Here is a 25503-nt window from a genome sequence, read left to right as displayed (position 1 = left end):
TCCAGACGGGAAACTCCTCGTTCCAGCGGAGAAACTCGTCGGTTCCAGAGGGGAAACTCCTGCGCCTCAGACCGTGCGGGCTCGACAAGAAGGCCCGGAACTCGATGAGCTCCGGGCCTAGCGGTGGCGGCGTCAGCGCCGGCGGGGCCGGCGTTCCTGGGTTTGGTCGAAGAGGCCGCGCATGGGTTCGTGTGGGTGGCACCCGGCGAGCCGGCGACTGGACCGCAGCCGAGCCAAGGGGGCGCGCAGATGGTCGGCTACCACCAGCGGGGTGCCTTCGACGGCGACGGTCGAGCCGTCAGGGGCCACGTCGGACAGCAGCGCCGCGCTCGCTGCGGGGTGGAGCGCCGCGAGGGCGTCCATCCCGGGGGTGTAGAGGTCCCGTCCAGCAGCGGTGAGCCGCCACCGGTCAACGACGGTGGTCGCGGGGTGGCGCGCGAACTCGGCCAGGCGCGCCCGGTGCACTGATGCGAAGGTGTCTCCGGTGATGGCGGCTCGCCGACCCCAGGACACGACGCAGTCCGCAATGGTCTGGTGTTGCCGGCACGGCTTCGGCGGCCAGGTGTCGCCCAGGGTTGATGTCCACCAGGGCAGACGCGGTGCCGCGCAGAGTCCTGTCTTGACGGGGCGTCCGGTCCAGTCGTTGATGACGGCGTCGGCGTGACGGGTCGTGCAGGTGTCGCGGACCCAGTGGCGGACCGCTTGGTCGGCTTCTCCGCGGAGCGACGGCCCGCCAAGGGAGCCGGCGGGGTCGATGAGGAGCCAGAGCTGCACGGACCCGAGGAGCGCGGTCTGGTGGAGTTCGGCGAGCGTGTCGGTCCCGACGAGTTCGGCGTGTTCGACGATGAGGTGCCGTACTGGGCCGTGGACGAGGTGAACCAGCGACCGGAGGAGGTGGCGCTCGCCAACGGCTCGCGGGGGTGCGAGCCCGACGGCCCCGATCGCGTCGAGGAGGTCTTGGCTGAAGGTTGCGAGGTTCTCGGTGACCGGCATCGGGCGTGGACGTAGCCAAGCGGTGTCGTCGTGTCGTGCCGCGGCTGGCCGCAGGGTGCGCAGGGCCTGGTCGAAGCGGTGCGCGGAGATGGGGGCCGCTACTGGTCCTGGGAAGGCCGGCCCTTCGCCTGCAAAGGGGTCGAACGGGTTCATCGCCGGGAGGGCTGACGCTCTGCGAGGTCGATGTATCGGCCGGTGATGGACGTGAGCGCCTGCTGCGCTGCCTGCTCGGTGATGGGACCTCGGTGCTGTTGGTCGCGCAGTTCGGCGAGGAAGTTCGACCACTTCCTCCAGGACCCCTGTGCGTACTGCTCGTTGATGCGGACCAGGAGGTCCCGGTCGGTGATGGCGGCGAGGCGGTGGTGGTTCTGGATGTGGGTGACCATCGTGGCGGCGGTGTGGTGGTCGAGGGCGATGCGTCGGTTGATGCGGCTGGCGATGGACTCGTCGGCGTCGAGGTGGCTGAACAGGTCGGATCCGGCGAGCACGATGGCGAACCCGTTTGGGAAGGGGTGCGCCCAGAGCCAGCGGAGCTGGAGTAGCCCGGCCCGTCCGATGAACTGGGCTTCATCGACGATGAGCAGGGTTGGGTGCGTGACGAGGTGCTCGAGGGTGGCGTGCCGCATGTCGCGGGCGGTTCCCTCGACGGTGACGCCGAGGACTGCGGTCGCGATCTCCTCCCACACCTGCCGGTCGGTGGAGCCGCGGGTGATGTCGGCGAACGCGGTGTTCACGGCCGGGTCGGCCACTGCGGCGACGGCCTTGAGCATCGTGGTCTTTCCACATCCGGCGGGCCCGGACACGGCGGTGGCAGCACCACGTGCCAGCGCGGACGGCATCCCGGCGGCAAGCATGCGCATCTGCGGCGTCAGGACGAGCGCAGAGTGCTCGGTGAAGGTTCGCTGCACGTCGTAGGGCACCCGCGCGGCTGCGTGCTGCACGTCCCACGCCGCAGCCGTTCGGGGCGGGGCGTCACCCATCGGTTCGCTCCGGCTCTTCGACGTCGTCGGAACGGGTGGTGCCGTAGAGGTTTGCGATCGCGTCGAGGCTGTCGGTGTCGGGCAGCTGGTCCTCGGTGGGCGGCGGGACCTTGCGGGAGCGCAGTGAGGTGCGCTGCGGACGCGGGCGGTGCGACGCCTGCTGGTCGGGGGCCTGGGCGGCGGCGCTGGGCGCAACGAAGTGGAGGTCGGGGATGGGAGCAACGCTGTGCTCGTCTTCGCTGGTGTCGTGGGGAGGGCCGTAGAGGGAGGCGTGGTCGGCTGCGTCGACGAGACCGTCTGCGACGGCGTCCCAGGCATCTTGAGCGTCGGCGCGTGCGGAGGCGGCCTTGGGCTTGGCGATGTGGTTCTGCACGAACGTGTGTCGGCGGGCCCGGTGGGCGTGGGTGGTCTCGACTTCGGCGGGGATGGCTTCGGCGCGTGGCGCGACGGTTCCGATGAAGCGGCCCTTGCTGTCGTAGGCGTACAGGGTGCCGGGGTCGAGGAGTTGGCGGAGCGTGATGCGTTCGCCGGGGTTGGCGGCGTCGGCGAGCGCGGAGGAGAGCCAGTACTGGTTGTCGTAGTGGAGTCCGCGGGTGGCGTCGTAGGTGCGCTCGCCGACCCAGTACCCGACGGAGCCCTCGTCTTCCTCGGTGAGGGTGGGGCCGTCGTAGACGTCGCCGGCGGCGGTGAGGTCTGCGTAGACGCCCAGGCGGCTGCGGCCCTTGTGGGGCCCGCCCTGGAACGGTCGCGTGATGTAGGTGGCGAACCAGTTCCCGATTTCCTCGACGACGGTGTCGAAGGGCAGGTCGCCGTGGTCGGCTCGCTGGCCGGCGATGTCGGGCCATCCACGTCGGGACCCGGGTCCGTTCGCGAAGTGCGCGAGGAGGGACTGGTGCATCTGCTCGTGGTCGCCGTTGGACTGGGGCGTGTGGGAGGCGATGGGGCTGTTGCCGATGCCGAGACGGCGGGCGGCGGCACGCGCTTCGTCGCCGAGGAGGGCGCCTCCCTGGTCGGAGACCAGGAGTCGTGCGACCCCGGAGACTTCCAGGGCGCCGTTGGGGTCGTCAGGGTGGGTTGTGGTGAACCCGAGGGCGGCGGCGGCAAGGAGAACGCCGGTGTCGGCGCCGCGGGCACCGTGCTTGAGGACGGTGTAGGCGAGCGGGAGGCCGGAGGCGCGGTCTCGGATGCAGAGCAGCTTGGGTTCGATGGGTGCGCCGCGCTCGTCGCGGCTGCGGACCTTGAGGTCGTACTCGTCGATGGACCAGGTCTCGTTGATGCGGTCGCGGCCGGTCAGGGGCCAGGTGGCCTCGAGTGCGCGCTGCGCGGCGGCACCGTCGCGGGCCCCGGCCCGCACTGATGCGGTCACGTTGCCCCAGGCGGCGTACAGGGTGGACTCGGAGTAGTGGCTGAGCCGGTTGGTCGGGTCGGCGCGCACTGCCGCGATCGCGTTCCGCAGCGGCTTGGCCTGACCGAAGAACGCGATTTCGTCCTGGGTGAGCTGCAGCTTGTCGGGCTCGGCGAACCGGTAGAGGTAGGCCGGCATCACGAGGTGGCTCATGCCTGGCATCTCGTTGTCGTCTCGGAGGTGGGCAACCTCTTCGAGGCACGCCTTGGACCACCAGTTATTGATGGTGCGGACCGTGACGTCGGCCCGCTCGGCGGCGCGCTCCTTGTCTGCCCGGGTGACGTTCCCGTGGAGTTTGGCGACCTCGCGGAGTTGGTTGATGGCGGCTTCGCGGGTCAGTGCGCTGGTGCGCTTGCCGTGGTCGCCGAGCCGGTAGCCGTTGCTGCGGCGGGCGACGCTGTCGCGGCCCTGGCGTGCGAGGTCGAGGTTGTGGACCTGGGCGGTGCTCACGGCGCCACCTCCGCTCGCACGGCAGCGCGCACGTCCTCGGGTGCTGCCGGTTGCGTCTGGCTGGTGGTGGTGTGGCTGGTGCTGAGGCAGTTGTGGCAGCCGCCGATGCGGTGGTGGTCTGCGACGACGGCCTGCCCGGCCGGGTTGAGGGTGGCGGTGAAGTGGACTCCGGCGTTGGGGGCGCGGTGGGTGAAGACCCGAACGCCCAGGATGCCGTGCTCGGCGGCGTCTTCGCCGCTGCCGCTGGGAGCGCCCGGTGCGGTGCCGCCGAGGGCGACCAGGAGGTTGGTGACGCGGTGGAGGTCTTCGGCGACCTTGCGTCGCATCCATGTGTCGACCTCGATGAGGCCGCTGCGGGGCGTGTGGTGGATGCGGTCCACCAGCAGTCCTGCGGCGGGGCCGTCGGGGTGCATCCACAGAACCCGCCGGCGTCGTGCCAGGGCGGGCAGGCTCGCGGCCTGGTCGACCTCGTCGAGGTCGGCGGTTCCTGCGTGGCCGCTGGTCTCGGAGATGGCTCGCGTGGTTGCGGTGTGGTCGCGCCAGAGGCTGAGGATGTCGCCGCGGGGAAGGAAGCGCATCCAAGCGTGCCGGTGGTGGGTGACGAGAAACCGGGCGGCAGCTTCGAGGAACGAAACGCCGCGCCGGTCGAGCTCGGCGGCTCGGGCGAGTACCAGCGGGTCGCACAGTTCGACGAGCATGGCGTTCTGGCCCGCGAGGTCGGCGGGGAACCCGGCAGCGTGGAGGTCATGGGCGAGGGCCTCGCCGGCGAGGATGGCGGCGAGGTTGGTGCGGGTGGGGGCGACGTTGAGCGGTCGGGCGATGCGCTGGCGCCGGTTAGGCGCGATCACGACGGTGCCGGCCATCGGCCGGGGTGCGGGACGCTGCTGCCTGCTGACTCGCGCGGTGCTCGCGGGTGCGGTGTGGTTCGCGGCGGTTGGCCGACGGAGCCCGGTCATGGTGACGCCGCGGTTCGTGGGTTGGGTGGACACGACGCCACTGGTGCCGTCGGGTGCTCGAAACGATGGTCACGCACAGGAGAAATCACTGTGCATCGCGTCAAGGTTGCGGTGTGTAGTGAGTTCAGGCGTGGTCGACGTGGGGTTCGTGGGTCGCCGCTGAAAAGGTCAGATGCGTGGCGGAGGAGAAGCGGGGTCCGGTTCGCCGGTCGCCGTTCGATGACCTCACTCCGGCCGACTTCGTCGAGGGTCGGTGGCCGCACGGTCGCCTCGTGGTCCCCGAAGAGGCGTTCCGCCGCTACGGGCTGACCCGCACGCAAGGTGTTGCGCACATGCGGGCGGTCCGGGACCTGCGCCAGCTGGTGCTGGACTACGAGAAGTACCTGCAGGTGAAGGGGCGCACTCAGAAGGCGTACGCCTCGCACGTGGGCGTGAGCGTGAACCGGCTCTCGGCGCTCCGGTCGGGGACGTCGTGGCCGTCGTGGCGTCTCGTGGGCATTCTGCGCGCCACCATCCCCACGCAGGCGGTCCTGGACCGCGGGGAACTCGCCGGCGAACTGCCCGACGACGCCTGAGCTCCTCGTGCGCTTTGCCGCAGCGTCAACCGCGTCGGCGGGAATGGCGGGTGTAGAGGTCTGCACGGCGCATCTCTGATGGTCTCGACAGGTGGCGGAAGTCGAAGGTATGTTCGAACACCTGTTCGAGTCAAGAGGTGTTCGCGGTGTCAGAGAGTTCGGGGGTGGGTCGGGCATTCGAGCCGCACGTGCCCGTGGACCGGCTCGCGGACGGCGCCTGGGTGTACGCGCCGGTGGGGCAGATGACGGTGACGGACGAGGGGCGTGCGGTGGTGTGCCACGCGTGCGGGGAGCCCCTGGCGGGGGTGTCTGCGGCGCACGCGAGGCGTCATGGCCTGTCGTTGGTCGCCTACCGGGAGCGGTTCGGGTTGAACCGGAAGACGTCGCTGATCGCGCCGGCGTTGGCGGAGATGCGGCGTGTGGAGGGTCAGCGTCGGTGGGTGGAGAACGCGGCGGTTCGCGAGGGGTTGGCCGTCGGGCAGGCGTTGGCGCGATCGGGTGCGTTGTACGAGCTCGGTGCCAAGGCACAGCCGGCGGGGACCCGGCGAGAGCAGGGGCGGTTGGCCGCGTCCCGGGAAGGTGCGTCGCCGGCGTTGCGCGCTGATCGCGAGCGGCGGTCGTCGGCGGCTCGGGAACGGTGGACATCTGCGGCGACCGGCTTGGGTTTCGCGTCGTTGGAGGCCTACTTGGCGCAGCGGAGAGCTGAGGGCGCTTCGGCGCATCGGCTGCGCGGAGAGCTGGGATGTGGCGGGTCGTCCGCTGAGCGACTCCTGCGGGCGCCATAGGGTTCGCCTTGTGTCGAGTACGAGCGTCGCGGAAGTGGTGTGGGAGCACTGCACGACGGCTGGCCCATTGCGCGACATCGGTGCGGACCGCGCGCTGAGGCTTTCCTCCGGCCCGGGAACCCATGGATGGGGCCCGTGCGTGTGGCTGAGCAGCGGGTGCCAGTTTGACCCAGGCTGCTCGAGGGCGTTCTTCGCGTTGGATGAGACTGCCGTGGTGCGACAGGTCGAGGACCGTTCAGTGCCCTTGGAGGCTGGCCTCAGGCCAGCGGAGCTCGCAGGGGCGATGTTCTCAACAGATGACCCGCATCTCGGCGGCGCTGGCGGGTACTGGCTCGCGGTGTTCGACGTGCGCGTACTGAAGTTCAGAGGCGTGGAGTTTGGTCCACGGTGACAACCGCGACGCAGAAGATGGGCTGGGTCTGCGCGAGCGCTCTCAGGTCGCGCTGTGTGTCGGCACCGAGGGTCACACGCAGGGCTGCGCACCAGTAGTCGACCTGCATGAGGAACCCCGCCCAGTCCCCGACGTCTAGGCGCTGCTCGAGGTCGTCCCCGGCTCTTCGGTACTCGCTGCGGATGAGGGCGTGCGCGGTGTCGATGGACGCCTCGATGGTGGCGGGGAGACGTTCTGCGAGTTCCGGGGCAAGGCGCGACATGTGCCCTACCGTCCGGATGGTTCTGCTGTGAGCCAGCCGCTGCTTGAGGAGCCTGCTTGGCGTGTGTTGGCGTCGCGGTTCAGACACTCGGCTCCGAACGGGAAACCCTGTGGTGCCGAAGGAGCACCAGGTGTCTGGCCGTGGCGGCACGATGGTGGCTATGACCCAACGGCTGTTCACCCACGAGCCGCACGACCACCCGTCCGACTGCCTGGACGCGGTGCTGCACGAGCTCGCGTTCGAGGCGAACCTGACCACGGAGCATCGGCGCGAGACGTTCGAGCACGGGGAGCAGGCGCTACGAGAGCTTCAGCGGCAGGTCGCGGAGGCGCGGGCGTGGCGCGCGCCTACGAGCATCGGCTGTTCCCGTTCGACACGAGCGACCCACCAGGGTGGCTCACCGCTCCGCTGGACGAGGAGGGTCGCTGAGGCGGGTGTCCCGTGGATCGCGCGCCGCCGTCGCTTTGGAGCGGTGGGTGGCTGCCGCAGCCGGCCCCGGGGTTGGTGTCGCTGGACGCCCACCTGCCGCAGCGGCGGGCGTACGGCGCTGCATCGCGTCCTGGCTAGTCGGTTGCCGCACGCGATGTGCTGTTGGTTAGCGTCCTGGGATGCAGTCAAAACTTCTCGCGACCTCGGCTGTCCTGGCCGCCCTGCTCGTCACTGGTTGTGGAGGTGGGACGGACGGCGAGGAGCAGCCGGACGGCTCCACGGCGGCCGCGCCGGATGCCTTCGGAAGTGACGTGGTGGCCGAGTCGGAGGTGAACCCGGTCGATGTGCTGCGCATGGTTCCGGACTGCACCATCGGCGCCGGTGTCGAGAGCGGCGAGCCCGACGTGAACGGAAACCTGTACGCCTCCTGTGAAATCGAGGATGTCGAGTTCACCGACGGAGACGACCGGTACACCACGGACGTAGGCGTGACCGCTCGTGCGGTGCCTCCCGAGGCGGCGCGGGAGCTCGGGTACGACGACCTCATCACCCCCGACGACTCTCACAAGGTCATCGCCGGCGATGGCTTCTTTTTGGTCCTGACCGCGAGCCCTGCCGCATTCGGTACCGGCGCTGTGGACGTGGAGGAGATAGCGGCCGCGGTCGAGGGCCAGGTGCTCTAACTGGCAGTCCTACGACGGACACGAGGCTGCTGTGCGCGAAGGAGTGGCCCCGGCGCAGAGACCGCCTCGCGAGTTCACCCCTGACTTCGCGGGTGGGAAGCAGTTCGGAGAGTCGTGCCCACTGGACGCCTCTTGGTCGAGCACTTTCGAGCAGGTATAGCACCGTCTAGCAGGTGTGGCGCCGTCGAGCAGCCGGGCTTGCTGACACCCCAACGCCCTCGGCATCAAGAAGATGCCGAGGGCGTTGGGTTCATGCAGGGGTGCGGGCCGGTGTTGAGGTCAGCAGGTGCCGGCGACGGCGTCGTTCGACCCGGTCTCGACGTACAGGTCGCTGACCCACGCCGTGGTGCCGTCGGGCACGACAACGTAGTCCCACAGGTCGGTCGAGGCCCATCCCGTGACCATGTCGCTGCGGACCTGGCAGAGCAACGTCAAGGGGGACCCCTCGGGCAGAACCTCGATGAGCTCCCCGTCGAAGCCGGGGCCGGCGTGGGTCCACAGACCGTCCCCGCCGGTAAACGCCACCGCGGCCGGAACACCCGCGGCCGCTGCTCTAACGCGACACACGCGGACCCTCGCACCCGCAACGAGAACCGGCGGTGCACGCGTAAAGACGGCGCTAGTGTGCTGCCATGCTGATCCGACGTGCCCTGGCCGCTGGTCTGTTCCTGATGCTTTCTGTGGCTGGAGACCCGGCAGCCCACGCCGAATCGGAGGTGGTGAAGGACCCAGCCAAAGACGCCGCCAAGATCGTCGACATCGTTCGGGTGAAGTACAGCAACGGCGAAAAGGCGTTCCGGACTGTGGTGACCATGCGTCACCTCGCGAAGACGGGTGTGCACCAGTCCCTCAGGATCGAAACCTACGACGTGGCCGAGTACCGCACTTACTACGTCGGCATCTATCGCGACGAGGACGGCAAACTGCAAGTCGGCATCGCCTTCACCGACGAAGCCGGGGGCGGCGAGGTCAAATGCAAGAAGGCGGCAGTCGACTACAGGCCAGGCAAGCGTGGGAGCATCAGATTCTACGCTCCGCGGTCATGCTTTGATCTCAGCAAGACCGTGTACATGGTGACGCAGGTTGGAAGCGAAGGCTCCACCCTGGACCAGGCGGACTCCGCGATCGTGCCCCAGGGCTAGACGGCGCACCTGCGCGCGGGCCGCCCGCAGAGCCCCAGCCCCCCGGCAAGCCGGACGGCCCAGAGGCGTTGTCCACATCTGTAGACATGCCGCGCCCGCAGCCTGCCCCGGTGTCAGACCCGACACCTGCGGGCCCCCAGCCGTGGCCGCGCATCTGACGTCGCCCGAGGGGGTGGCGCCACAGCCCGTCGGGGGGCGACGCGAGATGCCGCGCATGCGGAGTGCCGCAGGCACGGCACCGAGACGCCGGGAGACGCAACGGGTCTGGGGGAGAAGCCTGGTTCCGGACGGTCTGGCCGTTCTAGGGTGGAGCATCCCCGGGGCGACCCGAGACCCCCTTTCCTTCCTGACCCGAGGGCGGTGCCCCACCGTGCAGACCGAGCCACCCGCCACCGCGGCCCCATCCACGTGGGACGCGTACTGGCTCACCGCCCACCGCCCCGGTCGTAGGCATCGATGTAGCGGTGCAAGTCGGCCTCGTGCGCCGCGGTGATCGTCACGTCGTTCACCACCCGCCGTGCGAGCGCAACCAACTGCGGCGGCCCCCACGCACGGGACTGCTGCACGGATAGGTGACATCTGATCTGTGGTGCCGAGAGGTGCCGCTGGAAGGATGTGCGCTGTGCCCAAGCCCTACCCCAAGGAGTTCCGCGACGACGTCGTGCGCGTGGCGAGGAACCGCGAGCCGGGTGTCTACCTCAAGCAGATCGCTGCCGACTTCGGCATCAGCGAGTCCTGCCTGACCAACTGGCTCAAGACCGCCGACGTCGAGGACGGCATCAAGCCCGGGACCACCGCGGCTGAGAACACCGAGCTGCGTGAAGCGAAGAAGCGGATCCGGTTGCTGGAGCAGGAGAACGAGGTCCTGCGCCGTGCTGCTGCCTACCTCTCCCAGGCGAACCTGCCGGGAAAATGATGTACCCGCTCGTCCGCGAGCTGGCCGCTGACGGTGTCCCCGTCACGGTGACGTGCCGGGTACTCAAGATCGCCCGCCAGCCCTATTTACCGCTGGCTCGCGTGTCCGGTCACCGACGCCGAGCTGGTCGAGGCCTACCGCGCCAACGCGCTGTTCGACGCCCACGGCGAGGACCCCGAGTTCGGCTACCGGTTCCTCATCGACGAGGCCGCTGAGGCCGGTGAGGCCATGTGCGAGCGGACAGCCTGGCGCATCTGCTCGACCAACGGCTGGTGGAGCGCCTTCGGCAAACCCAAGAAGGGCAAGGCCGGGCGGCCCGGCCCGCCGGTCCACGACGACCTGTGCGCGGTCGTCGACAAGCACGGTGTGACCCGCCACGCCTTCACAGCCGAGGAGCCCAACCAGCTGTGGGTCGGCGACATCACCGAGCACTGGACCCGCGAAGGCAAGCTCTACCTGTGCGCGTTCAAGGACGTCTACTCCAACAAGATCGTGGGCTACTCCATCGACTCCAGAATGAAGTCGCGCCTAGCGGTCGCAGCACTCAACAACGCCGTCGCCAGGCGCGGTGAGGTCGCCGGCTGCATCGTCCACACCGACAGAGGATCGCAATTTCGAAGCCGGAAATTCGTCCACGCCCTCAACCATCACGCCATGGTCGGATCGATGGGCCGAGTAGGTGCCGCGGGCGACAACGCCGCCATGGAGAGCTTCTCTGCGCTGCTGCAGAAGAACGTTCTGGACCGTCAGACCTGGGCCACACGCGAGGACCTGAGGATCGCCATCGTGACCTGGATCGAGCGCACCTACCACCGACGCCGTCGACAGCCCGGTCTCGGACGATTGACCCCCGTCGAGTACGAAACCATCATGACCACCAAAGCCGTCCAGGCTGCCTAACCCGACCTGTCACCTGATCGTGCAGCAGTCCCCTTCGCGAACAGGTAGGGCTCCCCGACGCGGTCTCCGCGTTGCGGGTCCTCGACGTCGTTGTCTGGATGGGCGCCTGGGGAGGGAAGAGCTGCCCGGTCCGGGCTGCCACCGCTGGCGTGGACACCAGCCAACGTTGAGGAGCCGACGCTCGGCGCCGCCTAGCTGACATCGCCCCGGTACAGCACCTTCAAGCAGGTATAGCAACGTCTAGCGGGTATGGCACCGTCGCGCAGCGGCCGCGTGCCCACGTGTGTCCCGGACCCACCCTGCTACGTCCTTGAGGCGCTGAATGCGTCCCGCGGGAGGTCAGGCAGACACGGCCGCGGGTGCCGGCCGCATCTGGCGGAGCACCGCCTGGGCGGTCTCGGCGGCGAGGTAGCGGAAGCTCTGCGGCGGGTGCGAGATGCCAAGATGGGAGCGCAGGCACATCGGCGCAGCACTGCGGAGGACCTCACCGACCGCGATGCCGGTGCCGAGGTCGCGGCTGCCGTAGTAGGCGGCGAACGCGTCCTCCTCGATGCCACCGACGTCGGCGAACCGCTGCCACAACTCGGCTGGGGTGAGCGTGTGCTGCCCCTCGACGGAGAACGCACCGACGACTGCGCTGACCGGGGCGGTCGCGTAGACCACGACGTGGGTCACGTCGGCCGCAAGGGGGCGCTTGCGGAACTCGACCCGCTTCGCGCCGGCCAGGATGCCGTCGGCGTAGCGGGGGTGGATGGACAGCAGCGCTACCCGCCCAACTGCTCGCGTACCCACGTGGTTCCCTCCTCGGTCGCGGCGGTGATGGACTGTGGCGGGCCATTCAGGGCGCCGCGTTGCTTCAGGTCGTCGAGGAGCCAGGGCGGCTCGAGGCGCCGGTCGAACCGGAACAGCACCGCGAGCACCTCCCCAACCTCGCACATCCTGCGGATCTCGCGAAGGCTGTAGACGGTGCGTCCCGTGACGAACGCGGCCACCTCCGCGGGGTCTCGCGAAGCCAGAGTGTTCTCGACGACGCCGACAGCGGTGACCCGGGACGTGCCAGCCCCGGTCCGCAGGAAGCCGAGGGTGTCCCCGGGGCGGAGCTGCCGGGTGTTCGCGCGGCACAGATACGCCTTGCGGATGGCGTTGCCGCAGGCCTCGTTGCCCATCAGTGACCGCTGTTCGTCGCTGTCGGGGAGGAGGCGGGAGTGGAACCGGTCCTGGATGGGCACCCAGAACACGCGCTCCACGCGGAGCGACCTGGGCCCGTAGGCGACGTGGTGCGGCAGCGGGGCCAACGCAGCCGCACCCGGGGGCGGCACGAAGTGCTTCGCAAGGACCAGCTCGCCCTCGGCCGTGGCGCCGTGGTGGAAGAAGCCGAAGCGGCCCAGCCATCCGATGAGGTCCCCGTGGTGCTCCCAGACCGTGAGGTAGGCCGCGTCGAAGCCGCTGCCGACGGCGTGGTCCACGACCGCACGGAGCAGCAGCTCACCGCGCCTGGCCCGGCCCAGCCCCTCGGCGACCTTGAACGTCGAGATCTTCAGGACCCGGTCGGCGAGATCGCTCTCGTCGGACTCGTCCTTGAGGACGGCGACCCCTTCGGGCGCGTCGTGGTCGCCGAGCACCAGCACGGTGCGTCGCTGGTCCACGACCTTGTCGCGCCACCAGCCCTCGAAGTCCGGGTAGTCGTTGCGCAGGCTGTCGAAGATGGGGGCGCGCAGCGGGATCTGGTAGGCCTCGACCCGTTCGACCCCCGCGGCATTGCGCAGCTCGGGGGCGCGCAGGCCCGCCAGCCAGTCGAGGGCGTCGTCGAGGTTCAGGACGCGCTTCAGCCCTGCCTGGGCGGCGCGGTTGCGCATCTTGCGGTCCTCGGTGACGAGCGCGATGGCGGCACCGGTCGCGAAGACCGACAGGATCTGGAGGTCTGAGCTGTCGTTGTCCTCGAGGTTGGGCGGGAAGCGTTCGCGGAGGTCCGGGTCCGGCGAGACGGGGCGCAGCTGGGTGTAGTGCTTGTTCAGGGAGCTGCGTCGTCGGCTGCGGCGCGGCTCGTCGGCTCGGAGCACGTCTTGAACGGTGCCGTGGCTGATGAGCACCTCGAAGCCGAGGTCGCGCGCCTCGCGGACCAGCCGTTGGGCGCGCCGCGCGTTGGTGTGCGGCTCGTCCTCGTCCTCGTGCGCGATGACGATGTTGGTGTCGATGAGCAGCCGCAGCCGGCGGCCGTCGGTGTCCTTCGCCATCTCGAGTCCTCCCCCGGCGAGTAGCCAGACGGTAAGCGACACCGTCGCTCCCGTGCCTGACAACACGGCATCGTGACCGGCCGCGATTGGGGTCAGCAGCCACCAGGACGCGCATCCGACGTCACCAAGGTGGCTGTCTGTCGGCGGGCAGCGGTCTCCTTAGTGGCGTGTCAGAGGAGGTGACGGTCCCCGGCCGCGCGGACTAGTTGCGCGACCCGCCCCTTGGACAACTCGGTGGCGACAGCGATCCGGTCGTAGGACCACCCCTGGGCGCGCAGTTCGGCGATGGCACGCAGTCGCGGCAGCGCGATGACGTCCAGGGCGTCATCCAGGGCCGCGTACACGGCACCGACGGCCGCGATCCGCTCCAGCGGGCCCTCGATGCCGTCCAGGCGTGCACCTTCGGCGTCAAGGGCGTCACTCAAAGCAGGCGTCAGCGTCTCGGGACGGTAGCCATCACGACGACGACGAGGAGGCACCCGCTAAGCCTGCCGTTGTGTAGACCTCTACACGCGCCAGCGCGCGCCGACCCAGCGAACATCGCAAGGGTCAGCGGCCGCGATGCTCCTACAACAGCGCGCGGCTGGCCTCGACGACTTCGAGCACACGGTCGAACTCCGGCATCGGGCCGTATCCCAGACCCGCCATCTCCTGCGTGTACGCCTCTCGCGCGTGGCCCAGCACCGCCTCGTCGCAGAACGCCGGCGACGCCCCGAACCCCTCCTCGGGTCGCGGCTGACCGGGCCGGCGGTTGCGCACCGAGTCCTCGGCTGCCTCCGCCGCGTACGCGGCGACCATCCCAGGGTTGGCGCGAAGGTTCATCCGGATGGAACGGGCGTCCAGCAACTGGTGCACGTCGTAGTAGTGCCGCGCGTGCCGGCGAAGCTCGTAGCCCTCGCCGGCGAGGACCTTCACGGCCTGGTCGTGAAGAATGCAGAGCTTGTCGACCAGCGTCCGCTCCGGCGAGAGCACGTCGATGGTCACCGGCGCAGCGTCGTCGAAGTCGTCGAGCGCGAAACGACCGGTCGCCGCAGCAAACTCCGCCAGCATCGAGGAAACCTGCTGACTCGCGCTCGGTGTCGGATGCCCCATCCGGACCAGCTCGACCTGCACACCGTCCTTCAACGCCTGGTCCGCACGCAGACCCGCGCCGTAGTCGAAGATGTACCCGCGCTTGGAACCGGCCCGCTGGTACTCGAACTCCGTGAACGTCAGATCGAGCGCGCCAGCCACCCGCTCCGCCGCCATCTTCATCAGGGTGTTCATCCTGTTGGTCCCGACAGCGACACCCTCCGACAGGATGTTGCCCGCCTCGTCGACCTCGTAGGCGTCGATGTATACGTCGACGTCCTCACTGAACCGGTGCAGCAGCCCGTGAGCCTTGCTCAAGCTCGTCCCGCCCTTGAACACGGCGCGGGCATGCACGCGCGGGTCCCGGGCGTTCTGGCGCGCCGCGATGAGCGGCTGCGACAACGACCGCAGAACCTCGGTCACCCAGTAGTCCTTGACCACTGTGAGCTGCGGTATCGCCAAGCCTCGGCCACGGAACCACACAGACGCGTCCGCCGCGAGAACATCCAAACCGTCCCGGTCAGAGCGGAGCAGACGGGCAGGGTCCTGCTCCGCCTGCCCCACCGCTGCACCGTGCCGTCGTTCAGCCAACAGTCTCGACCTCGTCGAAGAGCCTTTCCGCGCGCTTCCTGGCCGCGACATGCCGCTCCCGACGGGCCACGTCACGCACCTCCGACAGAGACACCTTTCCCTCCGCAGACAGGGCCGCGACAACCTTGACGAACGTTCCCCAAGACTCCTCGCTGTAGCGGGGCCACGCCGGCAGCAGCTCCAAGACCGCCACCTCGAGCGGCCGAAGCTTCGAGCGTGCCGTCGACGACCTGCTACAGAAGTGCACGTCCGGCGTATCCGCCGGCGCCCGCCCAGGAACGCTCAGCTCATCGCGGCGAGGGACCTGGGTCGTCAGGCCCAGCGCACGGGCGGCCGAGTACCCCGCCGGCCCCACCCCGCACTCGAACCCCGCCGACCTCGCCACCTCGTACCCGACACGCAGCGCCTCAGGCCGCGTAGTCCCGAACCGGGTCTTGCGGCCCTTGTAGTACAGGCCCCGCCGCACGGGCACCAGGTCCTCGGTCTCCTTGAGGCGGTGCAGCGCCACGTCAACCGCAGTGCGCTCACCAAGCTCCGCGACCAGGTCACGCGAGTGGATGAAGGCGTCAGCGGGGGTGGCGACGACACGCTCCCGCACGCGTTCCATGACCGACATCGGCATACCTCCTGAAAGAAAACTGTATCAGTTATCTGTCCGGCGGCGGTACGAGAAAGGCAACTACCCCAGTGCGAGGCCAGACCGAGCAGGTGATCAGCGTGCAAGTGCTTGTACGTCAGACCTGGCCACCGCTACTCCCACGAGACCGGGCGGCGGCTCTGCTCATGCCACTCCGTCTGGGTCGACCCATCCAGCATCATGGTCGGCGGCGCCCAGTTGCAGGCCGCCTCGGTCGCGGCGGCCTCATCGGAGAACTCATCCCGGAGTATCCCGATCGGAACGGCCCACGCCAGGGAGTGTCCGAACTGGACGTTGCCCGGCCAGCTCGCAAGTGTCCGGACTGGAATCCACGCCGTGCCCGACAAGACACTCCCAGCAGATTCCGCATCTGGGGCGCAACCAGCGACGAATTCAGCCGCCCGCTCAAACGGCGGGTCGCCAGGTGACCAGGGCCGACGCCCACGGGGCTGGACCACCGGTGGAGTGAGGGCCACCGTAGATAAGCCTCCCGCGTAGGTACTCGACCTCGGCGCCCGGCTCAACGATGTTGCGCCACCACCAGTCCGTCCCCGTGGAGGCCGGAACCAGCCCCGCCACCGTCACCCCAGCTGCCGCGGTTGTTACGGCACGCTGCAAGAACCCCTCGAGGGACGACGCCGGGGTGTAGGGCGGGTTGAGCCACACCACCTGTCCGACAGGCAACAGACCCGCCCAGTTCTCGAACGCGAGAGCGTCCCGGCGGGCCGGGTCGGCGTGGTCGGGGCCGAGGTAGTTCTCCACCAAGGCCACCTGCACTGTCGCGGCGGCGTCGAGGTCCACCGACCACCGCGCGAGGACGTCCTCACGCACCTCAAGCGGAGTCCACCAGTCGGAGCGAACCGGGCGGCGACGCTTGCGCTGCGCGTAGGCGTACTGCCGGCAGGCATCCGAGCAGTACAGCCGAGGCCGCCCACTCGCCGGCTGCTCAATCTCGTTGGGACAGGACACGCACACCCGCCGCCGCGCCGCCCGCTTCACTGACCCAAGACTGCCTGTTTCGTGAGGTTTCGTGAGCCCGCCACGCCGCCCTGTCGCGGCATCGCAGGGTCGTACGGTGAGCCCGTGACCACTGACGACGCGCGACACGGCGAACCGAACGAGTGGCCCTACGGAGGCCTCGCCGAAGCACTCGCCCGTCCGCTGGCTCAGACCGGCCCGTCCAACGTCACGGCGGAGCAGCTTGTAGACGAGGTGACCGGCAGCGAGCCCCCACCTCTCGCGCCTGGCCGACTGCGGCCCTATGTCGCGATGGACCTCGCGCGCACGGCGAGGTACGGCGAAGTGCTGGACCGAGCACTCAAGCTGCTGCTGTACGCCCCGGAAGTCGTGACCGACAGACCGTGGTTGAGCGTCGAACCAGAGGACCAGGACGAGACCCTCGAGACGATCGCGTCGCTGGTGAACGTCTGGGACCTGGTCGTGGACGGGTCGCTGCACATTCGCGAGATGCCGCATCCGCTGGGCCAGTACGCGAGCTACGGGAACCCCGACTCGCTGCGACTCGACACCCCGGAGGTCGTGGACCAATTCGCGTTCACCGACCGCGAGCGAGACCACTGGCTGGACCAGGCAGTCGCGATGGAGCTGTGGCCGCAAAGGACCACCCCATGGTTCATCAGCGGCCGCCAAGCCAGCGCGATGGACTCTCTGCTCCAGAGCGCAGGGCGCTCCGTTGATGGACGCGGCGTCCACCTGCCTGCATTGGCGGCGCTCAAGCTCCCGTCGATGGCCCTGCGCACACCCGAGCTGATCGCCGTACGACGCAGCAGCGACACGTTCGCTGAGTGGCGCCAGCAGCTCCGGACCGCCCTCGAACAAGTACAACTGCTGCCCGAGAGCGAGACGTGGCAGTCCGACGCTCGAGCAGTCATCGCTGATGAACTCACCCCCTACACCGAGCGGCTCCGCGGCGAGACTTCGAGAAGCTCCGCGCTTTCCGCCTCTGTGACGGGGATGAAGCAGCTCGTCATCACCGGCCTAGGGGGCGCCGTTGGTGGCCTAGCAGGAGGCAGTACGGCGGGCGCCTTGGCTGGCGTCGGCGGCGTCGCCGCGGGCACGTTCATCAGCGGCCTCTCTGACTGGGTGCGAGTGCATCGCGCAGCGGCGCCGCAGCGCGCCGTACTGAAGCTCGCCGTGGTCTTCGACGACGGGGCGGCCTGAGTGGTAGTGGCGCAACACGGTCGCCGGCGCGTGTAGGTGCAGGCAGAAACTCGTGGTCGTCACCGCCCACGGCCAAGGCGATGCTGCACAGCACCCGCGACCAGTCCCACGCCCCGCGGTCCACCCCTAGTTCGAACGGCTCCCTGAGGGCTCGACGTCGCGCTCCTTGCGGTCAAGGCTCGCCTCGACCCAAGCGCGCGGCGCCAACCTCGCCCTCCTCAACTCCCCACGGCCCGGGGACGTCGCCGCGGCATACCCAGGCTGCTTGCGCGGCCGCTACTGGGTAGCAACTGTCGATGGAGTCCTTTACGTTCGAGTCTCTCGATCCCAAGCTCCCTTGGAGGGTGCACGCTCATGGCCAAGCGCGGCTTCTTCGCCGAGATGAACTACCAGGCACAGCAGGCGGAAAAGCGTCGCCGACAGCAAGAAGCGGCGGCCATCAGAGCGCACAACGCCGCTGTCCGTGAAGCGGAAAGGACGCACAAGGCAGCCGTTCGCGCACACGCTGCCGCGGTGCGGGCCTCCGAGGCCGAACGGAAGGCTGCGGAGAAGGAAGCGGCTCGGCTCCACGTCGAGGCACGCCAAGCAGAGGTTGAGGCCCTGAACGCGGAACTCGCGTCCTCCTACGCCGACATCGACTCACTCCTGGAGTGGACCCTCGACGTAGATGACCATGTCGATCTCGAGACCCTGAAAGTTCAGCCTGAGCACCCGCCGTTCGACCCGGGGCCACTGGGTCAGCCCGTGCCACTGATCCAGGACCTCACCTACCCACCCGAGCCCCGCTACGAGGAGCCCCCCGCACCCAAGGGGCTTGCAGGAGCACTAGGCGGAAAGAAGAAGCACGCAGAGGCCGTCGCCGCCGCTCAGCAGGCTCACCAGAAGGCGGTCGCGGAATGGCAGATCCAGAACCAGAGCCGCTACGAGGGCCATCTGGCGTTGCTGGCCAAGCGCGAGGAGAAGGAGAAGGAGAGGCTCGCGAAACTCTCCGAGGCCGAGGCTGTCTACCGCGCCGAGTGCGAGGCACGTGAGGCTGAGGCCGGCAAGCGCAACGCAGAGCTGGACAAGTTCATCAACGACCTAGCCTTCGACGTGGAGTACGCCATCGCTGACTACGTCGGCATCGTCCTGTCGAACTCTGTGTACCCAGACGTGTTCCCCGTGGACTACGACCACTCCTTCGATCTGGCCAACCGGGAACTGACGTTGGCGGTCAGCGTTCCCGAGCCGACAGCCTTGCCGACGGTCAAGGAGTACCGCTACGTCAAAGCCAAGGACGAGATCGCCGCGACGCAGCTGGCCGCCAAGGCGCAGAAGGACCGCTACACCTCGGCCGTGCAGCAAGTAGCGATCCGTACCCTCCATGAGGTCTTCGAAGCCGACCGCGCCGGCAAGATCCACTCGATCGCCCTCACCGTGGGAGTTCACCGAACAGCCCCCGCGACTGGGCTGCCCGAGTTCGTGCCCCTGGTGATCGTGGCCTCCGACCGCGAGACCTTCAATGCCTTCGACCTCGCCAACGTCGTGCCTGCCGCCACGCTTGACCACCTGGGCGCGTCGATCTCGAAGAACCCGTTCGAGCTCGTGGCTGCGGATACCAGCCGCGGCGTACGCCAGCGGGGGCAGTGATGCGCTTCAACCCGCCTCCAGGTTGGCCGCAACCGCCTGCCGGCTGGGTTCCCCCGCCAGGCTGGAAACCCGACCCTTCGTGGCCCGAACCGCCGCTCGGATGGGAACTGTGGGTCGACGACAGCGCCCCTACGGACAGTGCGGGCGCGCAGAACGCACCTGAGGCCCCCTCGAGCCCTCCTCAGGCACCCGAGGAACAACAGGAGCCCTCGGTGTCCATCAACGCTCCTACGTCGCCTCCGGCGGCTCAGGCAGACGTCCCGGCGTCGGCTCCGCCAACCCCACCTCTGGTGGCCCCGGCAGCGACCGGTTCGTCCGAGCCCTCTGCGCTACTTCGCCGGATCGCGGAGCTCGAGGCAGCCCTGGAGGCGTCGAGCAGCGGATCTGACCTCGTCGAACTCCATGATCAGCGAGTCCTTCAAGACGTCGGCATCTACCGATACCACCACCCGCTCGAGGACGCCGACGCGTACAAGGACCGCCTCAGCGACATCAACACCCGCATCACGCGCATGGTCAAGGACAACCAGGCCGTCCTTGGGGCAGACATGTTTACCTTCGACGGCTCCCTGGCGAAGGGGCGACGGATGGTCGCCGACCTGTCCAAGCTCATGCTGCGCGCCTACAACGCAGAGGCGGACAACTGCGTCCGGTCTTTGCGCAGCGGGAACATCTCCACTGCCAAGAAGCGACTGGAGAAGTCCATGGAGTCGATCCAGAAGCTCGGCGTCATCATGGAACTACGGGTCAACCCCGAATACCACCTACTCCGCGTCGAAGAGCTCGAGCTCACCGCGGACTACCAGATGAAGGTCCAGGAGCAGAAGGAACGCGAGCGCGAGGAGCGCGCGCAGCTGCGTGAACAGCGGCGGGCCGAGCAGGAGTTGGCGGCGGAGAAGGAACGGTTGGAGAAGGAACGAACCCACTACGAGACCGTGCTGGCCCAGTTGCGGGCCAAGGGGGACGACGCAGCAGCCGAAGACCTCGCCTCCCGACTCGCCGACATCGAAGAGGCCATCGAAGCTAACGACTACCGCATCGCCAACATCCGCGCCGGCTACATCTACGTCATTTCCAACATCGGCGCGATGGGCGCTGACATCGTCAAGATCGGCATGACCCGACGCCTGGAGCCTCGCGACCGTGTCCGCGAGCTCGGAGATGCCTCCGTGCCGTTCCTCTATGACACGCACGCCCTGTTCTTCTCCGAGGACGCCGTGACACTGGAGAACGAGCTGCACAAGGCGTTCGCCGATCGGCGAGTGAACTTCGTCAACGAGCGCAGGGAGTTCTTCTTCGCCACACCAGCCGAGGTCCGCGACGTGTTGCGCGAGAAGGTTGGTGGACTCCTAGAGTTCAACGAGGAGCCCGAAGCGCCGGAGTACTACCAGAGCCGTGGGCGGTGGCCAAGCGCCCTCACGTAGGGCGACCTCGGCCCTCCGGGTCTGCACGTTCAAGGGGTGCCAGCGCCCTACCGGGTCGCACTCCGCAGTCCCTGTTCAGGACGCAAGCACGGCCGCCGAAGCTGCTTGCGGGCCTAGGTTCAGGCGGTTGCAGCAATAGCCCAGGTCCATGAACCGCCAGGTCGCGGGGGCTCGCTCTTCCTCGCCCTCAGGGGACTGGCGCAGAAGCGACAGGGCGAGCGCTGCGGACCTGCTGATGCTTGCCTGCTTGTTCAGGCCGCCTGCGCTCTCCGCGTCGGCGACCGACCACCCGACAAGGAAGTCGATGGCCACCTCGTCAGGGTTGTCAGGGAACCCACCAAGCGGGAGCAAGGTCGGGATGAGGTGCCGCAGAAGGGCATCGATGTCGGGGCGGTCCAGGAGAGCGTCCCCGTTCTGCTCCACTACGTCGCCAGCCGCTTTGGCCATCGTCACGCCGGTGTTGAACTCAGCTTGGCTCAGGCTCGGATCTAGGAGTCGGACCTCACCCCATCGGAGCACGTGGAGCGGCAGGTAGGCGTACCTCGCAGCCTTTCGACCAAAGATGCCCATGAGCGGACTTTACTTTCACCGCTGCGAGATGTCGCCGTTCTGGCGATGCGGGCGACTGCTTGCAACTGAAACTGCTTCCTGCGATTCCTGCCGCCATGAGTGCCGCGGCGCCCCTCGCCCGAGGGTTCGCGTCGTGAAGGGAACCCGGAGCGTGCCTCTGCGAGCCAACGTGGCGCAGAAGCCGGTGAAAGTCGATACGGGGATGTGCCGCATCGAGGTGCTGGGGCACGCTCAGCGGGTGAGGTGCTCGTACAGTTCCCGCTCACACACCAGGACCTGAGGAACGGCGCCCTCCCTTCCGGGGCCCGCCCCGCGCACGCTCACCGCAACCAGGTCCGCTCCACCATCAAGCAGCCTCGCGAGCGCCTTCGCCCTCGTTCCCGGGACGTATCCGGCTTTCGCCTTGGCGCCTTCCGCCCACACCGAGATCGCGTTCGGGTCGTGAGGATTATTCGGTTCGCGCACGAGGCGGACCGCTGTTCCTGGGGTGAAGCGCCCCGCTCTCACCGCCGCAGTGTGGTAGCTGGTCCCCCGGAGCTGGAAGGAGTGCAAGCCCCACTTGTGAGCCGAGCGGCTCTTCGGGTTCACCCACCCTGCGGGGGTGACGACCAGAAGTCGGTCTCGAACGCGTTCAAGGCGCGCGTCTGGGAACCCGCCTGGACCTGGATGGAGCGCAGCCGCCTCGGCCTGGGGCTCTAGATACTCGGCACGGGATACGACTCCGACCTGCTTAGCGCGCGCCACCTGGTCGGCGGGTGTGCGAGCCGCCCGACGAGCTTTCCCACGGGCGGATGCTTGCTGGTGAGCGGCGTCCTGGAAGCCCGCCGCGCGCGCCGCGACATCTGCGGCCTCCGTGTCCACCCCGTCCCACGGCTCCGCCGGCGAAGGCGCCGGCGGGCGCTTACGCAGCCACCCCACGAACACTCCTTCCGCCACAGTTTGCACTCACCCTTGCACGCATTCACGAACTCGGTAACTGCTTCGGCCTGTCACCACTGTCCGCGTACCCAGATGCGCACGAGACGCCCGGACAATGCGACGACACCTGGAAGCACCACGTGAACTTGGCCGCTGCTCACCGCTCGGTAGTGACAGTCTGCGGGCGATGGGCGACCGACGCCTGCTACCCCCGGCGCTCGGCTGAGCGGGCCCGCTGCCGAGCTGTACGAAGGCGCCGGAGTCGCGAGACCAGCGCTGGGGCGGCTTCGTGGGCCTCGGGCCGGTCGATGAGCGCGTTCAGGACCTGGTGGTAGCGGGTCAGAGACCACCCGAACTCTTCGCGGATCCGCGTCTCCATCGCTCCGGGGAACTTCCACCACTGGCTGGCGAAACGCAGAACGGCGGCCTCTGTATCCGTGAGAGGTCCGGCTGCTTGAGTCCGGGGTTGGTCATCAGGTGCCACCCCTCGCACGGTGCTAGGCGAGGCGACCTCAGCAGTCGCTAGGGGCGGTGGAGCTAGCGGCTTCCCCGCAGCATGGTGAGCGCCTCATCGAGACTGATGCTGCCGTCGCGGAGAGCGAAGTACCCGGCCTCGACCTGGTCGGGGTCCACTCCCATCTCGGCCGCTTCGCGGCGCAGCTGGGCGAGGCTTATCTCGGCCTGGAGCAACCGGGCGAGGTTGCGGGAGTCCTGCTCGCGAGAAGAAGTTGCGGCGTGCTGTCGGCCGCGGTCGTAGAGCACCCCGGCGGCGCCGGCGCCTCCGACAGCAGCGGCACCAGCCGCAGCGAAGTAGAGGATGGCGATGAACATGACGTGACTCCGTTCTCAGGCCGCGCGGGCCGGGAAGTGGGTGACGGGACGGGCGACGCGCTTGAGGCTGCGGGCTACCGGGATGTCGTGCGGCACCGCGAGATGCAGGGGTGCCAGGTCGGCGAGCTGAGCGAAGAAGTGGTCTCCCGACGCGACCACCAGCGCGGCGTAGCCACGAGCGAGGAGCTCGAAGCCCTGGACGCACAGGGCGAGGTCTGCGGCGTCGGGCTCGGACCCACACGTTCTGACCGGGATGTTCTGCGCCACTAGCACCGACGAGTACGCCCCCAGCGTCCTTGGCGGGGCGATCGCGATCCGGTAGTCACACGGCCCGGCCAACTCGGCGATCGTGCGCAGACGCTGGCCGACCAGGTCGGCGGGGAGGAGGCGTCCCCGGTGGAGTGCGATGTTGTCGAGGTCGATGAGCAGACCACGACGCGAGGAACCGCCAAAGGAGGGCAAGAGAGGAGGAGAGAGGAGCATGGCTCGGACTCTAGGACGATGCTCACTGGTCGTCAAGAAGTCATCGTCTCTCGTCGTCTATCCTGTTCCCATGACGTACTCCCCACGCCGCGACTACATCGACGGGCCCTGGCTGGTGAAGAGCGGGTCTGAGGGCAACCGAGTGCTTGGCGACCTCCTGAGGGACCTGCGCCTGAAGAGCGGACTGACAGCGAGGGAGCTCGCAGAGATGGCTGACGTGCACCCCACTTTCGTGCGTGCCGTCGAGCGCGGCGCGCAGGCGCCCTCGCTGGACTCCGCACTCACCCTGCTCGCCCACCTCAGGGCCGCCGACGGGTCCTACGCAACGGAGTACTCCGCGACCGCGGACGGAAGGCGCCTCGACCTGGTCGTCAAGGATCCCCGCGTCGGACGGGGGGCGGCCTTCGAGTTCAAGGCGAAGGTGCGTGGCCAAAACACGCAGCGAGTTCTCGTGCGGCAGCAGCCGTTCGCTTCGCCACAGGAGGCCGCCGAGGCGCTGCACCCACGACTCGAGTCTGCGCCGGAGCCCGACCCAAGGACTCTCGCTAGGGTCGTACACCTCCTGGCGAAAGCCGATGATGAGGCGCTCCTCGCGGTCGAGGAGGTGTTGATGAAGGCCCTTCCGCGGCTCGCAGCCGACGAACACCGCCGCCTAGAGGACTTCTACCGCCGAAGGCGCAAGCTGGACGACGAGTACGGCCACCTGGGCAACCCAGACAGGGACAAGGCCTTCCGCCACGACTAAGGACCGGCCACGTGCGGTGGGGTGTCCCGTCCGTCTCGAGCTAGCTGAGCGCCGCGTCGGTGTCCGACCCGACCAAGTTCGGGTAGGCGACCTGCCCGCAGTTCTTCTGCGCAATTCTCTCGCTCGACCAGCAGCAGCGCCACCTGAACTGACCTGAGCTGACGCGGCTAGGTCGTGAGCCCCACGAGGTCGTTGACGTTGTCGAGTGCGCGCTCGGGCGGCTAAGCGAATGTTGTCCTGCCTGACCGGCAACTTCTGAAATTTCGAGAGCCACGACGAAACGCCGTGGCTCTCCGGACCCGGGCCGACTCGAACGGGCAACCAACCGTGGCTCAGTGACGCGTCCTACCGGCCCAGACGCGTTGGGCGGGCTCAGTGCCAGACTACGGCCTTCTCGGGGCTATCTGCCCTCGCGCGACGCGCCTTGGCCGAGGGACGCGAACCAGGGCGAGTCGGTGCTGACGGCGCCCGTGGGGGCGACCTGCCAGATGTCGATGGCGAGCGTCTCGCGCACACCCTCAGGCACACGCAGGGCGGCCGGAGCCGCGGCTGCAGGCACGACGAGGGCGTAGCGGACGCTCGCGACGCCGCGGTCGGCCATGCGGCGCAGAAGCTGCCCGTAGGCGGTGTCCACGTCGGTACCGACGCTGCGGGTCTCACCCTTGACCTCGGCGATGAGTACATCGGTGCCGCGGCGCGCGATCACGTCGGTGTAGTCGGCGTTCTCGGTCGTCACGTCCCAGCCGCGCTCGTACAGCGCTCCAACGAACGCCGCCTGGACCTCAGCTTCCGTCATGCGCAGCAACCTATGCCGAAAGACGCATGCCATCGTGCCTTCATCCACACCCCTTGCGGGCGGCCACGCTGCTGCGGCCGCCTCACGCCGCGAGACGCGGAACTTCAGCCGGTCTCGTCCGGCGGCGCACAGGTTCGCATCGCGATGGTTGTGAACGCCGCCCACGTCGCCCGTGAGGCCCACCGCTTACCCAGGCTGTGGTCCGACCAGGTCTTCACGGAGAACCCGAACTCGGTCGCCATCCGTCGCGCCAGGGTTCGGTCGCGGAGCCGGTAGGCCATCAGCGCCGCCTCGTGCTGCGCTCTGGCTACCGCCACCAGCGCCGCGTCCACGCCATCCGTGTCGCCGCGCCAACGCGCGCCGGCGCTGCGGCCAAACGCGGCCTCTGGGATGCACAGGTCGCGGGGGCGAGGCGTCGACATGCCCCCAGATGTGCCCAAGCAGTGCCGGCGGACAGACGGGTCGAACTTCCGCGCCATGGCGCGGAACCTGGGGCGCAGCGCTGGCGAGGTCGGGCCAGCAGTGT

General features: G+C 68.6%; 28 protein-coding genes and 1 pseudogene. 9 read left to right on the top strand and 20 right to left on the bottom strand.

What is annotated here, in order from left to right:
- Positions 1–132: 132 nt before the first annotated feature.
- The 4 genes from BKA05_RS00425 to BKA05_RS00410 form a co-directional block, all read right to left on the bottom strand.
- The gene (locus BKA05_RS00425; protein ID WP_179529664.1) at positions 133–993 is read right to left on the bottom strand and encodes a hypothetical protein; all 861 of its coding nucleotides are present in this window, start codon (positions 991–993) and stop codon (positions 133–135) included.
- Between the two features lie 149 nt (positions 994–1142).
- On the bottom strand, positions 1143–1934 hold the full coding sequence (locus BKA05_RS00420) for an AAA family ATPase (RefSeq protein ID WP_179529663.1): 792 nt from the start codon (positions 1932–1934) through the stop codon (positions 1143–1145).
- A 31-nt stretch (positions 1935–1965) separates the two neighbouring features.
- Positions 1966–3828 carry a hypothetical protein gene (locus BKA05_RS00415; protein WP_179529662.1) on the bottom strand — a complete coding sequence of 621 codons (1863 nt, stop codon included), beginning with the start codon at positions 3826–3828 and terminating at the stop codon, positions 1966–1968.
- Complete coding sequence (locus BKA05_RS00410) at positions 3825–4691, bottom strand: hypothetical protein (RefSeq protein ID WP_179529661.1); 867 nt, start codon at positions 4689–4691, stop codon at positions 3825–3827. The genes BKA05_RS00415 and BKA05_RS00410 overlap by 4 nt, the downstream gene beginning before the upstream one ends.
- A 365-nt stretch (positions 4692–5056) precedes the next feature.
- Between BKA05_RS00410 and BKA05_RS00405 the strand changes: the two genes are divergently transcribed.
- Together BKA05_RS00405 and BKA05_RS20455 are read left to right on the top strand one after the other, a co-directional pair.
- Entirely contained in the window at positions 5057–5359 is a 303-nt protein-coding gene (locus BKA05_RS00405) for a hypothetical protein (protein WP_179529660.1), read from the top strand.
- Between the two features lie 242 nt (positions 5360–5601).
- On the top strand, positions 5602–6144 hold the full coding sequence (locus BKA05_RS20455) for a MucR family transcriptional regulator (protein WP_415836606.1): 543 nt from the start codon (positions 5602–5604) through the stop codon (positions 6142–6144).
- A gap of 362 nt (positions 6145–6506) precedes the next feature.
- On the opposite strand, the gene BKA05_RS00395 is transcribed toward BKA05_RS20455, so the two are convergent.
- The gene (locus BKA05_RS00395; RefSeq protein ID WP_179529658.1) at positions 6507–6797 is read right to left on the bottom strand and encodes a hypothetical protein; all 291 of its coding nucleotides are present in this window, start codon (positions 6795–6797) and stop codon (positions 6507–6509) included.
- Between the two features lie 608 nt (positions 6798–7405).
- Here BKA05_RS00395 and BKA05_RS00390 point away from each other — a divergent pair.
- Positions 7406–7909, top strand: a complete 504-nt coding sequence (locus BKA05_RS00390) for a hypothetical protein (RefSeq protein WP_179529657.1) — start codon at positions 7406–7408, stop codon at positions 7907–7909.
- Positions 7910–8188: 279 nt separating this feature from the next.
- On the opposite strand, the gene BKA05_RS00385 is transcribed toward BKA05_RS00390, so the two are convergent.
- Positions 8189–8344 carry a hypothetical protein gene (locus BKA05_RS00385; protein WP_179529656.1) on the bottom strand — a complete coding sequence of 52 codons (156 nt, stop codon included), beginning with the start codon at positions 8342–8344 and terminating at the stop codon, positions 8189–8191.
- Between the two features lie 197 nt (positions 8345–8541).
- Here BKA05_RS00385 and BKA05_RS00380 point away from each other — a divergent pair, with 197 nt between their 5' ends.
- Positions 8542–9051: a hypothetical protein gene (locus tag BKA05_RS00380; protein ID WP_179529655.1), complete on the top strand. Its 510-nt coding sequence runs from the start codon at positions 8542–8544 to the stop codon at positions 9049–9051.
- A gap of 425 nt (positions 9052–9476) precedes the next feature.
- Here BKA05_RS00380 and BKA05_RS00375 read toward each other — a convergent pair whose 3' ends face one another.
- Entirely contained in the window at positions 9477–9617 is a 141-nt protein-coding gene (locus tag BKA05_RS00375; RefSeq protein WP_179529654.1) for a hypothetical protein, read from the bottom strand.
- Between the two features lie 56 nt (positions 9618–9673).
- Here BKA05_RS00375 and BKA05_RS00370 point away from each other — a divergent pair.
- A pseudogene (locus BKA05_RS00370) lies at positions 9674–10867 on the top strand (IS3 family transposase).
- Positions 10868–11206: 339 nt separating this feature from the next.
- Here BKA05_RS00370 and BKA05_RS00365 read toward each other — a convergent pair.
- The 6 genes from BKA05_RS00365 to BKA05_RS20135 form a co-directional block, all read right to left on the bottom strand.
- Positions 11207–11659, bottom strand: coding sequence for an ASCH domain-containing protein (locus BKA05_RS00365; RefSeq protein ID WP_179529653.1), 453 nt, complete (start codon positions 11657–11659; stop codon positions 11207–11209).
- Positions 11632–13101: a PIN domain-containing protein gene (locus BKA05_RS00360; RefSeq protein ID WP_179529652.1), complete on the bottom strand. Its 1470-nt coding sequence runs from the start codon at positions 13099–13101 to the stop codon at positions 11632–11634. The genes BKA05_RS00365 and BKA05_RS00360 overlap by 28 nt, the downstream gene beginning before the upstream one ends.
- A gap of 170 nt (positions 13102–13271) precedes the next feature.
- Positions 13272–13580, bottom strand: coding sequence for a hypothetical protein (locus BKA05_RS00355; protein ID WP_179529651.1), 309 nt, complete (start codon positions 13578–13580; stop codon positions 13272–13274).
- An 88-nt stretch (positions 13581–13668) separates the two neighbouring features.
- A complete protein-coding gene (locus BKA05_RS00350; protein WP_179529650.1) occupies positions 13669–14613 on the bottom strand; it encodes a nucleotidyl transferase AbiEii/AbiGii toxin family protein in 945 nt (314 codons plus the stop codon).
- Between the two features lie 142 nt (positions 14614–14755).
- Complete coding sequence (locus tag BKA05_RS00345; protein WP_179529649.1) at positions 14756–15379, bottom strand: DUF6088 family protein; 624 nt, start codon at positions 15377–15379, stop codon at positions 14756–14758.
- A gap of 426 nt (positions 15380–15805) precedes the next feature.
- Positions 15806–16369: a DNA N-6-adenine-methyltransferase gene (locus BKA05_RS20135; RefSeq protein WP_343045773.1), complete on the bottom strand. Its 564-nt coding sequence runs from the start codon at positions 16367–16369 to the stop codon at positions 15806–15808.
- A gap of 114 nt (positions 16370–16483) precedes the next feature.
- Between BKA05_RS20135 and BKA05_RS00335 the strand changes: the two genes are divergently transcribed.
- The 3 genes from BKA05_RS00335 (at position 16484) to BKA05_RS00325 (ending at position 20634) form a co-directional block, all read left to right on the top strand.
- Complete coding sequence (locus BKA05_RS00335; protein ID WP_179529647.1) at positions 16484–17581, top strand: hypothetical protein; 1098 nt, start codon at positions 16484–16486, stop codon at positions 17579–17581.
- A gap of 354 nt (positions 17582–17935) precedes the next feature.
- Positions 17936–19210, top strand: coding sequence for a hypothetical protein (locus tag BKA05_RS00330; RefSeq protein ID WP_218842180.1), 1275 nt, complete (start codon positions 17936–17938; stop codon positions 19208–19210).
- A 212-nt stretch (positions 19211–19422) separates the two neighbouring features.
- Entirely contained in the window at positions 19423–20634 is a 1212-nt protein-coding gene (locus BKA05_RS00325) for an SNIPE associated domain-containing protein (protein WP_343045452.1), read from the top strand.
- Positions 20635–20709: 75 nt separating this feature from the next.
- Here BKA05_RS00325 and BKA05_RS00320 read toward each other — a convergent pair whose 3' ends face one another.
- From BKA05_RS00320 to BKA05_RS00300, 5 genes are all read right to left on the bottom strand, one after another.
- Complete coding sequence (locus BKA05_RS00320; RefSeq protein ID WP_179529645.1) at positions 20710–21204, bottom strand: hypothetical protein; 495 nt, start codon at positions 21202–21204, stop codon at positions 20710–20712.
- A gap of 231 nt (positions 21205–21435) precedes the next feature.
- Positions 21436–21792, bottom strand: coding sequence for an HIRAN domain-containing protein (locus BKA05_RS20450; RefSeq protein WP_425489676.1), 357 nt, complete (start codon positions 21790–21792; stop codon positions 21436–21438).
- A 535-nt stretch (positions 21793–22327) separates the two neighbouring features.
- On the bottom strand, positions 22328–22606 hold the full coding sequence (locus tag BKA05_RS00310; RefSeq protein ID WP_343045451.1) for a DUF3263 domain-containing protein: 279 nt from the start codon (positions 22604–22606) through the stop codon (positions 22328–22330).
- 53 nt (positions 22607–22659) lie between these two features.
- Positions 22660–22953 carry a hypothetical protein gene (locus BKA05_RS00305; protein WP_179529643.1) on the bottom strand — a complete coding sequence of 98 codons (294 nt, stop codon included), beginning with the start codon at positions 22951–22953 and terminating at the stop codon, positions 22660–22662.
- A gap of 15 nt (positions 22954–22968) precedes the next feature.
- Complete coding sequence (locus BKA05_RS00300; RefSeq protein WP_179529642.1) at positions 22969–23436, bottom strand: PIN domain-containing protein; 468 nt, start codon at positions 23434–23436, stop codon at positions 22969–22971.
- 70 nt (positions 23437–23506) lie between these two features.
- On the opposite strand from BKA05_RS00300, the gene BKA05_RS00295 reads away from it, so the two are divergent.
- A complete protein-coding gene (locus tag BKA05_RS00295) occupies positions 23507–24181 on the top strand; it encodes a helix-turn-helix domain-containing protein (protein ID WP_179529641.1) in 675 nt (224 codons plus the stop codon).
- A 400-nt stretch (positions 24182–24581) separates the two neighbouring features.
- Here BKA05_RS00295 and BKA05_RS00290 read toward each other — a convergent pair whose 3' ends face one another.
- Together BKA05_RS00290 and BKA05_RS00285 are read right to left on the bottom strand one after the other, a co-directional pair.
- The gene (locus tag BKA05_RS00290) at positions 24582–24977 is read right to left on the bottom strand and encodes a hypothetical protein (protein ID WP_179529640.1); all 396 of its coding nucleotides are present in this window, start codon (positions 24975–24977) and stop codon (positions 24582–24584) included.
- A 104-nt stretch (positions 24978–25081) separates the two neighbouring features.
- Complete coding sequence (locus BKA05_RS00285) at positions 25082–25309, bottom strand: hypothetical protein (protein ID WP_218842176.1); 228 nt, start codon at positions 25307–25309, stop codon at positions 25082–25084.
- Between the last annotated feature and the right edge of the window lie 194 nt (positions 25310–25503).

Origin of the sequence: Nocardioides marinus (assembly GCF_013408145.1) — a bacterium.
In the GTDB taxonomy this organism is placed as follows: Bacteria; Actinomycetota; Actinomycetes; order Propionibacteriales; family Nocardioidaceae; genus Nocardioides; species Nocardioides marinus.
This window is presented reverse-complemented; position numbering and strand designations above follow the sequence as displayed.

Bases quoted from the DNA above. Each gene is read 5' to 3' on its own strand.
- BKA05_RS00390 (WP_179529657.1), top strand. From the start codon at position 7,406: ATGCAGTCAAAACTTCTCGCGACCTCGGCTGTCCTGGCCGCCCTGCTC.
- BKA05_RS00345 (WP_179529649.1), bottom strand. From the start codon at position 15,379: ATGTCGGTCATGGAACGCGTGCGGGAGCGTGTCGTCGCCACCCCCGCT.
- BKA05_RS00320 (WP_179529645.1), bottom strand. From the start codon at position 21,204: ATGGGCATCTTTGGTCGAAAGGCTGCGAGGTACGCCTACCTGCCGCTC.
- BKA05_RS00410 (WP_179529661.1), bottom strand. From the start codon at position 4,691: ATGGCCGGCACCGTCGTGATCGCGCCTAACCGGCGCCAGCGCATCGCC.
- BKA05_RS00290 (WP_179529640.1), bottom strand. From the start codon at position 24,977: ATGACGGAAGCTGAGGTCCAGGCGGCGTTCGTTGGAGCGCTGTACGAG.
- BKA05_RS00395 (WP_179529658.1), bottom strand. From the start codon at position 6,797: ATGTCGCGCCTTGCCCCGGAACTCGCAGAACGTCTCCCCGCCACCATC.
- BKA05_RS00300 (WP_179529642.1), bottom strand. From the start codon at position 23,436: ATGCTCCTCTCTCCTCCTCTCTTGCCCTCCTTTGGCGGTTCCTCGCGT.
- BKA05_RS00295 (WP_179529641.1), top strand. From the start codon at position 23,507: ATGACGTACTCCCCACGCCGCGACTACATCGACGGGCCCTGGCTGGTG.
- BKA05_RS20455 (WP_415836606.1), top strand. From the start codon at position 5,602: ATGACGGTGACGGACGAGGGGCGTGCGGTGGTGTGCCACGCGTGCGGG.
- BKA05_RS00330 (WP_218842180.1), top strand. From the start codon at position 17,936: ATGGCCAAGCGCGGCTTCTTCGCCGAGATGAACTACCAGGCACAGCAG.
- BKA05_RS00425 (WP_179529664.1), bottom strand. From the start codon at position 993: ATGCCGGTCACCGAGAACCTCGCAACCTTCAGCCAAGACCTCCTCGAC.
- BKA05_RS00380 (WP_179529655.1), top strand. From the start codon at position 8,542: ATGCTGATCCGACGTGCCCTGGCCGCTGGTCTGTTCCTGATGCTTTCT.
- BKA05_RS00360 (WP_179529652.1), bottom strand. From the start codon at position 13,101: ATGGCGAAGGACACCGACGGCCGCCGGCTGCGGCTGCTCATCGACACC.
- BKA05_RS00305 (WP_179529643.1), bottom strand. From the start codon at position 22,953: ATGTTCATCGCCATCCTCTACTTCGCTGCGGCTGGTGCCGCTGCTGTC.